Genomic DNA, 8,810 nt, shown 5'->3' on the forward strand with positions numbered 1-8,810 from the left:
GTTTGAAAGGCCAGCCGCGGACGGCACCTGGTCCGGACGCAATCCGGAAAGAATGATGGCGGTGAGCGGCACGAAGAACAGCGCGGTCGGAATGCCTTGCAACAGCGTCGGCAGCACGAGGGTCAGCCGATCGACGTCGGTGTCGTACTGCGCGCGCATGAAAAATACGACGGCGAAGCCGATGAAGGCCAGCGTCGCCAGCACGCGCGCATCCGTCTTACCCATGATCCGTCCCATCGCCGGTGCAAGGATGATGGCAAAGATGCCCAGGGGCGCGGTCACCAGCCCGGCATCCACCGAGCGATACCCGAGAAAGCCCTGGATCCACTGCGGCAGGACGACGAGGTTGGCGAAGAAAACGCCGTACGCTACTGAAATCGCAATGGTTCCACCGAGGAAATTACGGCCGGCGAACAGGCGAAGGTTGACGATGGGACGCTCCTCGGTCAGTTCCCAGATGACGAAGAAGAGGAAGCTGATCAAGGCGAAGATGCCCAGCGCGCAGATCAGCGGCGAGCTGAACCAGTCCAGGTCCTTGCCCTTGTCCAGCATGATCTGTAACGACGCCACCCAGGCGATCAGCGAAACCAGTCCCATGACGTCGATCGGAACGCGTTTGGTCGGCGTTTCCCGATCACGGTAGATCGTCCACACCACGCCGGCGGCGAACAGGCCCACCGGAATGTTGATGTAGAAGATCCACGACCAGCTGTAGCTGTCCGTGATCCATCCGCCGAGGGCCGGCCCGGCGATCGGGCCGACGGTCGCCGTCATCGCCCAGAGTGAGAGCGCCGAATGCCCCTTTTCTTTCGGGAACGTATTCAGAAGCAACGCCTGGGACAACGGCACCAGAGGACCGGCCGCTACGCCCTGGAGGACACGCGCTGCCAGCAGGACGGGGAGCGTCGGTGCGATACCGCACAGCCAGGACGAAAACGTGAACGCGAGGATGGCGAAAACGAACAGCTTCACCTGCCCCACCCGCTGGGTGAGCCAGCCGGTCAGCGGGATGGACACGGCATTCGCAGCGGCGAACAGGGTGATGACCCACGTGCCCTCGTCCACCGAGACGCCGAGGTTGCCGGATAACGTGGGAATGGCCACGTTGGCGATCGAGGAATCGAGCACGTTCATGAACGTGGCAAGGGCAACCGCGATGGCACCCAGTGCAAAACGCGCGCCGGTAAGCGGCGCGGGAACACTCTCTGCGGATGACGACGACATGGGGCGTCCGGCTTCGATATATCTGACATTGCAGACATGTAGTTAAAAAGAAGGCCGCGATCGGTTATCCGCAAGAACCTGCGGATAACCGGCGGTCCGTCCGGCAGCCGCAYGGCACGGCGCAGCTTGCTGACAGTTACTATATCTGACTTTGCAGTTATATACAAGGCATCGGCCGTCCGGATTACGTAGATCTACTCATGCCTTACGGGCAACCAGTGTCTAACGTGCATACGACATCCGCTCATCTGCCATGGAGCTCACCATGTCCGACTGGAACCGTACCCGCCGAGCCCTCGCCGTTCTGCTTCCTGCCGGCATCCTCGGCGCATCCACCATCCTTGGTTCGGCACAGGCAACCACCCTTCCCCCCTCGCGTGTCGCCCCGGACCCCGCGCATGTCACGCTCAACGTGGCTGACCGGCTCGCCGCCATCCGCGAGAGCATCGCCGCGGAAACCTCCGGGACGACGAAGCCCGGTGGAACGGCTTACCCGTTGTTGGCCTGGATGAACTTCGGCGGTTTCGGCTGGCGCAATGGCGGCTGGCGAAACGGCGGCTGGAGGAACTGGGGCAACGGTTGGCATAACTGGGATAATGGCTGGCACAACTGGGGTAACGGCGGTTGGCACAACTTCTGGCACAACTGGTGAGCCGCGGTGGATATTCCGCCATGCATCGATACCGTGGTGCTTCAGCCCACACCCTTCTGCAATATCGCCTGCCGCTATTGCTACCTGCCCAGCCGTAGCGACACCTCGAAGATGTCGCTGGACACGGTACGCGCCGTGTTCACCGCGGTGTTCGGCTCGGGCTGGTCCCATCCCTGGCTTACGGTAATCTGGCACGCCGGCGAGCCGCTGGTGATGCCGGTTGCGTACTACGAGGAAGCGTTCTCCCTCATCGCATCCCTGTGTCCGCCCGGGATCGAAGTGCGCCATGCCATCCAGACCAACGGCATGTTGATCGACGCGGCCTGGTGCGCGCTCTTCCGTCGCTGGGAGGTCGGCGTGGGCGTGAGCATCGACGGACCACGCGAGATCCACGATGCCAACCGGGTTACGCGACAGGGTCGCGGCACCTATGACAAAACCGTCGCTGGCATCCGCTGCCTGATCGACGAAGGCATCCCGTTCCACGTGATTTCAGTGCTGTCGGCGCGAGGCCTTCGGGCACCTGACGAGATGCTCGCGTTCTACAGGGATGCCGGCATCACCGACGTATGCTTCAACGTCGAGGAATCCGAGGGCGATCACGTTTCCGAGCTGTTCTCCGAAGAGGACGCCGCGGCACGCTTCCGCACCTTCCTCAGCACCTTCTGGCGGAAATCGCGGGAGAGTGCCGGCATTCGTTTCCTGCGCGAGATCGACAGCATGCTCACGCGTATCCTGAGGCCGGACGAGGCAGCCGGCGAAAACTCGCAGGTACAGCCGTTCGGCATGGTCAACGTCGACTGCCACGGCAACGTATCGAGTTTCTCCCCCGAGCTGCTGGGGCTGAAAAACGCCGACTACGGCGACTTCATCGTCGGCAACATCCACACCGATTCGCTCGAGTCCATGCGTCAGAGCGACGCCATGCGTGCCATGCACCGCGACATCGCCGCCGGCGTGGCCGCATGCAAGGCCGAATGCGCTTATTTCGCCGTGTGCGGTGGCGGTTCGCCGATCAACAAGCTGACGGAGAACGGCAGTTTCGCCACCACCCGGACCTCGTTCTGCGACCTGGTTCAGAAAGTACCCACGGACGTGATCCTCGAAGCGCTGGACCGGCTCGAGACAGTCCTCGACGACGACATGCTGGTGAGGAGTGCGTCATGAATGCAAAGAGTCAACTCGTTTTCGTAGTTGCCGCGGGCTGCCTGTGGCTTGCACCGCACGCCCTGGCCATCGGCCAGAGCGCCCCGGGTGCGACGGCGCAGCAGGCCCCTGCCCCGTCCTCGGCGGAACCGGCCAGCGAGCAGGAAGCGGGCGACGATGCGATCAAACCGCTGTTCAAGGTCAGCAGCGTGGAACTGATACGCAGTACCCACGCGCCCGAGCTCGACATCGTTCGCGTACGGGGCCTGAGCAGCACGGAGAACTGGAGCGATCCACAACTCGTCGCCATCTCCCGAGGGCCCTCGGCCGACGGGATGCTCGACCTGCTGTTTGTCGCCCGCGCGCCGGACGATGCTTCCAGCGCCACGAAATTCGGCCCCATGGAGGCCATCTTCGTGATCGAGCCCGGACACCCCTACAAGGGCATCCGCGTGCGCAGCGCCACGAACACGGTGAAGCTCAGCCAGCTCCCCGGCTATGCGGAAGCGCAGGGGCGCGAGGTGGATTGTTCGAACTGCGTCGGCAAGACCTTTGTGCCCAAGGGCGGCTCCGCCGGAGGCAAGGATGCGGTGCGCGAAGAGGACCTGCCGGCAAGCACGCGCGTGCTGCGCGAGAATGATGGTATTCGCAAGCTGGACACGGACCCGAACAGGTTGACGCTTATTCTGGGGCCGAACGATCGCATTGTTGAGGCGTTCTGGGATTGAAGAGCAGGAGCATCGCCGCTGAAGCGGCTCCCACAAAGAGCCGCTGTGTTTCATGGAACCTCCGTGCTTGGCGTGGGTAAGCACCGCATGGCCTTAGGTGCCCGAGCCATGCAGTGTCGCGACGACGCGCTTGACCACATCCTCTTCGGGCAGCTTGCGCCCGTAGTGATCGAGGTAAGCGCCGTTTGAACCGACGAGGAAGAGCATCGTCGAGTGGTCCATCAGGTAGCCGCCATCGACGGGCACCTTCTTGAAGTAGACGTGGTACTCATCGGTGATCGCATCGATCTGGGCGGTCGTGCCCGTCAGGCCGACCACGTCATTGCCGAAGGCACGCACATAGGCCTGCAGCCGGGTCGGCGTATCCCGTTCGGGGTCGATCGTGACGAAGACCGGCGTGACCGTCATCCCGCTTGCCTGATGCACGGCACCCGCGATCTTCACGATCTTCGCGAGGTCCACCGGACACACGTCCGGGCAGGAGGTGTATCCGAAATAGAGAAGCAGTGGCCGTCCCGCAAACGATGCCTGCGTCACGGCATGGCCATCCTGATCGGTCAGCTGGAACGGACCACCGACGGCGGGGCTCGCCGCGTGGCCCACCGAGGCGGCCAGGCACAAGGTGGYGAGCAGGATACAGAGGCGGCGCATCAGAAGGATCCGTTGAGCGTGATCGACACACCCAGCAGGTTTGAGTTCTGCCCGCCCTGGCGCGACCTGCCGCCGGACAATGCCAGGTCGACCAGACCGGTGACGTGGTAGACCATGCTGGCTTCGGTGAGGTACTCGTTGGTACGCGGTCCGCCACTCGGGGAAATCTGCTTGTTCGTGTGCGTGAGGCCATAGACGAAGCGACCGGCGTCGAACGTGAGCGACGTGGTCAGGTATTCGGTGTCGAAACCGGGCGTGCCGTTCTCGTTATGCACTTTCACGTATTCGACGAAGGGCACGAGGTCCAGGTAGCGACCGGCCAGCGTCGGGCCGAGGACGGTCGTGGCCACGAAGGGAATCATGTAACGCACGGAAGCCACACGCAGTTGCTCGTTCGCCGCCGTAGGCGACGCAGCGGAGATATCGCCTTTGTGGTTTGTCATGTAGCCCACCTGCACTTCCAGGAATGGAATGGCCGCAGGCGCACGCCAGTTAACGACGACGGCGGCGTTGTTGGGCTTGCCCGTGTTGGTCGCGCCGCCATCCGAACGACGCGCCTGTTGCGACGGGCGCAGGAAGGAACGGCTAAGCACCGAGGTATCGGCGGCGTAGACGCTCAGGCTCGGCGCGATGGTGCCCCAGTTGTCCGTATAAAAGCGGTATTCGTATGTGCCGCCGTCCATCCCTCCCAGCGCGTACGGTGCGACGAAATCAGAGGTATATAGTCCCGGTGCGGCGTCCTGTGCGCGTCCGAACGGCACATCGAACTTGCCCAACCGGAACGACGAGACATAGCCCTGGTGATACCAGTTCACGTCGGTGACGTTGAGGCCGGTGCCCCCGAGCCAGCGACGCTCACCGGGGCGCGTGTCGGTCACCGGACTGACCTCGGTGCCTACCCAGATCTCGTCAATCGTGGTCAGGCGGAAGTGCACCGCCGTAGTGATGTCGAAGTAACCGTTGGTGGTGACGGTATGCGGCTGGTTTGGCACGCGCAAGCTGTTGAAGTCGTACTGGATGGCCGTGCTGTAGTCCATGCCCAGGCTGGGGTAGCGTCCGTTGCTTGCCTGCACCGGTCCCGCAAGCGCGAGTGCCAGCCCCATGCCGACGTACGCCGCACGCCGCTTCATGGCCTGCCCCCAGGCGTTGGYCCCAGCGGTCGGCTTGCATCCGAGGGAGGCGTGAGCGGATTGCCACCGGTGTTCCGCAGGTACGTGCACATCTGGTTGTCGCCGTAGATGCCGCCCAGTGGCTCGAGTTTCACGGCCTCCTCGTACTCTGCGGGACGCACCACCTGGATCACCTGCATCATGCCGCCGTCTTCGTGCTCCATGATGTGGCAGTGATAGACGAACTTGCCGAGGATGACCGGGTCCGTGAAGGGAATGAGCACCGTGGTCGAACCCAGCGCCGGAATGAACACGTTGTCGCGATAACCAATGAAGTCGACATCCTTGCCGTTGATCTTCGTCACCTGGAAATCCAGCTGGTGGATGTGGAACTGGTGGAGTTCCTGGCTCGGGTTGACCAGGGTCCATTCTTCGACATCGCCCAGCTTGACCGTGGTGTCGACGCGGCCGATGTCGAACTGCCGCCCGTTGATGAAGAATGCATTTGGATCGGAGTCGGAATCCTGGAAGACAAAGCGGCGGCGATTGGCTGGCGTCACCTTGCGCAGGTCGGCGATGGATGGATACGGACTGGTGATCGACACCGTCTTCATGGGCACGCCCGACGAGACGAGCGTGCCCAACAACGCGCCGGCATACGTGTCGCCCGCGGGACCCGTGTTCGCCGAGCCCAACTGGAGAGGATAGGAACCGGGCGCGGGGCCGGTCACCAGGATGCTCACGCGCGCCGACGGGCCGATCAGCATCTCATCGACGCCGACCTGCTTGACCACGGTGTCGGCGTCCTGCGAGAGCAGCTGCATGTGCACGCCGTCGATGCGGATGCGGAAATACTGGTTCGCCGCAATGTTGAACAGGTGCCAGAGCTGCGTTTCGCCCGGATGGATGCGGATGGTTGGCTGGAACTGTCCGTTGATCGTACGGATCGAAGGCGCGCCGGTAACGATCTCGCTGGCGAGCGATCCCGTGAATGTCTTCTGGAAGTTGCGCAGTACCAGCGCGCGCTCGCGCACGTCCTTCAGTTCGGGGAACTGGTCCTTGATACCATCGACCAGGATCGGCCCGGCAAGGCCGCCGGACACCTGGTGCTCGGCACCATCGTGGAAATGGCTGTGGTACCAGTACGGCCCCGGCGAATGGTCGTCGGGCAGGCGCAGCACGTACCTGCCCACTTCGTGCGGACCGGTGGTACGGAAGATGCTGTCACCGTCGTCCAGGGGTGACACCTGCATGCCGTGGAAATGCAGGTTGGTCATCTCGTCCATGCGGTTGTCGAGCGTGAGCCTGATTGTCCCGCCGGGACGCGTGCGGATGAGCGGCGCGTCGTAGTCCTCGTTGAACACCAGCGAGGTGTAAGGCGTATTGCCGACGAGGATCTTCGACTTCGCAGCGACCAGGGTGACCGTGGTCACCCCGTTCGCGTCGTAGGTGGACTCACGTGGCGGGCGCAGGTCGTCGGAGGGCGGGTCGGCCAGGGCCGCACCCGCCAGGCACGCCAGGAGGGCAAGGGCTGCCGCGCGCACGGGCCTGCGTCCCGTCATGCGTTCAGTGCCGCCCGTTTTCGTTGGCGACATCCGCCGCGAGGCGCAACTCGTCGTTCGCCTGCTCGAGCAGGCGCTTGGCATTCGCCGCGTGTCCACCCAGGCGCGAGTCGTTCATTTCCTGCGCTTCGCTCACCAGATGCCATGCCTGGACGATGTTCTCCTGGGCCTGGCGCAGGTTGCCATGCCGGTTGCCTATGTCCACCATCGGCCCCTGCTGGGCCTGCGTGGCACAACCGAACACGAGCGCGGCACCCACGGCGGCGCCCAGCAGAATGGACTTCTTCATCGTGCAACTCCCCATGACCGGACAGATGCCGACGCACCGCGCGTCGACTCCCCTTTCCGCTCATGGTCTCGTTCCGGGCGAAAAGGGTCTTTCGAATATGCATGGCCGTTTTCCGATTCGAACGGCGCAGGCGGGTGGCCATCCGGTCGGAACAGTCCATTCGTCCTAAGTAAATTTTCGGCTCTCCGCGTGACCCGGCAGGCGTACCGTTTATCTGTCCCTTGGGGGATCCGACGCGGAGGACGGCAACGTGCGCCTGGACGAGACCTCATACGCGCTCGCGCGCGATCTCACCGCCACCACGGCCATCCACCTCGAAACCCTCTGGCATGTCCCGCCGGTCCTCGCCCGGACGCCACCAGGCGTCGTGGCGACCCGCTGGCTCGACCGGCAGGGCTCGGGCCCCCGGACCGCCATCACCCCGACCGATCGCTATGTGGTGCGCGTCTTCCTGAGCGCGACGTCCATGCGGCTGCTTGCGGACGGCAAAACCGTCGTGAACGGGCCGGTCACGGCGGGGAGTGTGCACGTCGCCCTGCCGGGTCAGGCGTTGGCGATGTGCGCGGACGGACCTGGCGACAGTCTCCAGTGGTACCTGCCGGTGTCATTCGTCCGCGAGGCAGCCAGGGACATGGACTGCATCGCCGTGCTCGACGGCTCATCCTTCGGTGGCATGCATCGCGACAGCGCGATCGAGCGACTGGCGCTCGCGCTGCTTGCCGCCAATGCGGGATCGTGTATGCCCGGAACGGCGGGGCATTTCGCGACAGCGGTCCTCAGCCGCCTCTTCCAGCTCGCCAGCGCAGCCACTATCGACGGGCTCGACCCGGGGAAGCTGGCGATACCACGGTGGCGCATGCAGCGTGTGGACGCGTATATAGACCGGCACCTGGGCGATCGGATCAGTCTGGCCGCGGTTGCCGCCGCCGCGGGACTATCACCCATGCATTTCGCCGCCCGCTTCCGCCTGGCCACCGGGCAGCGTCCGCATCACTACATCCTACGCGCGCGAATCGAGTACGCGAAGGCGCTGCTTGCATCGCCGGAACGGTCCGTCGTCGAAGTGGCCGGAGACACCGGCTTCCGCACCCAAGCGCACTTCACCACCATCTTCAAACGCTTCACCGGCGCCACTCCCTGTGCCTGGCGACGCGAACGCTCTTGAAAAATGTTACGGCATGGGATGGGCGATACCCCGGGCCGTCGATACCATGCCGATCAACTCAGACACACCCAGCCAGAGAATCTGCAGCCCGATGCAGAAAATGAAGAACGCGAACAACCGCATCACCACCTGCGTCCCCGCCGTACCCAGCCGCCGCTCGATACGCTCGGCATAGCGCATGCACAGGTAAATGCTCGCAGTGAGGATCACCAGGGCGATTCCCACCGCGGCGAAATGAATGAGCGTTGGTCCCTCGCGCGGTGACCCCGTGCCCAGCGCGATCG

General features: G+C 63.8%; 10 protein-coding genes. 4 read left to right on the top strand and 6 right to left on the bottom strand.

Going from position 1 to position 8,810, the window contains the following annotated elements:
• The coding region (locus AC1DT2_RS10695; protein ID WP_477296177.1) for a DHA2 family efflux MFS transporter permease subunit at positions 1–1,224 on the bottom strand (1,224 nt) is incomplete at its 3' end.
• 265 nt (positions 1,225–1,489) lie between these two features.
• On the opposite strand from AC1DT2_RS10695, the gene grrA reads away from it, so the two are divergent.
• From grrA to AC1DT2_RS10710, 3 genes are read left to right on the top strand one after another with little or no spacing between them, the layout of a single operon-like run.
• A complete protein-coding gene (grrA, locus tag AC1DT2_RS10700; protein ID WP_477296178.1) occupies positions 1,490–1,876 on the top strand; it encodes a GrrA/OscA1 family cyclophane-containing rSAM-modified RiPP in 387 nt (128 codons plus the stop codon).
• Between the two features lie 6 nt (positions 1,877–1,882).
• Positions 1,883–3,043, top strand: coding sequence for a cyclophane-forming radical SAM/SPASM peptide maturase GrrM/OscB (grrM, locus tag AC1DT2_RS10705; protein ID WP_477296179.1), 1,161 nt, complete (start codon positions 1,883–1,885; stop codon positions 3,041–3,043).
• Complete coding sequence (locus AC1DT2_RS10710; RefSeq protein WP_213947614.1) at positions 3,040–3,750, top strand: hypothetical protein; 711 nt, start codon at positions 3,040–3,042, stop codon at positions 3,748–3,750. Before grrM ends, AC1DT2_RS10710 begins: the two co-directional genes overlap by 4 nt.
• Before the next feature lie 93 nt (positions 3,751–3,843).
• On the opposite strand, the gene AC1DT2_RS10715 is transcribed toward AC1DT2_RS10710, so the two are convergent.
• From AC1DT2_RS10715 to AC1DT2_RS10730, 4 genes are read right to left on the bottom strand one after another with little or no spacing between them, the layout of a single operon-like run.
• Positions 3,844–4,401 (bottom strand): SCO family protein, encoded by a 558-nt coding sequence (locus tag AC1DT2_RS10715; RefSeq protein ID WP_477296180.1) that lies wholly within the window; start codon positions 4,399–4,401, stop codon positions 3,844–3,846.
• On the bottom strand, positions 4,401–5,531 hold the full coding sequence (locus tag AC1DT2_RS10720; RefSeq protein WP_477296181.1) for a hypothetical protein: 1,131 nt from the start codon (positions 5,529–5,531) through the stop codon (positions 4,401–4,403). The genes AC1DT2_RS10715 and AC1DT2_RS10720 overlap by 1 nt, the downstream gene beginning before the upstream one ends.
• The gene (locus tag AC1DT2_RS10725) at positions 5,528–7,072 is read right to left on the bottom strand and encodes a multicopper oxidase family protein (protein WP_477296182.1); all 1,545 of its coding nucleotides are present in this window, start codon (positions 7,070–7,072) and stop codon (positions 5,528–5,530) included. Before AC1DT2_RS10725 ends, AC1DT2_RS10720 begins: the two co-directional genes overlap by 4 nt.
• Positions 7,073–7,076: 4 nt before the next feature.
• Positions 7,077–7,361 carry a hypothetical protein gene (locus tag AC1DT2_RS10730; RefSeq protein ID WP_477296183.1) on the bottom strand — a complete coding sequence of 95 codons (285 nt, stop codon included), beginning with the start codon at positions 7,359–7,361 and terminating at the stop codon, positions 7,077–7,079.
• A 250-nt stretch (positions 7,362–7,611) separates the two neighbouring features.
• Here AC1DT2_RS10730 and AC1DT2_RS10735 point away from each other — a divergent pair, with 250 nt between their 5' ends.
• Positions 7,612–8,526 carry a helix-turn-helix domain-containing protein gene (locus AC1DT2_RS10735; RefSeq protein ID WP_477296184.1) on the top strand — a complete coding sequence of 305 codons (915 nt, stop codon included), beginning with the start codon at positions 7,612–7,614 and terminating at the stop codon, positions 8,524–8,526.
• Between the two features lie 6 nt (positions 8,527–8,532).
• Here AC1DT2_RS10735 and AC1DT2_RS10740 read toward each other — a convergent pair.
• Positions 8,533–8,810, bottom strand: a 278-nt coding sequence (locus tag AC1DT2_RS10740; RefSeq protein WP_477296185.1) for a MarC family protein, incomplete at its 5' end; no start/stop codon positions are given.

Source organism: Luteibacter sp. P4_E6 (genome assembly GCF_056401535.1).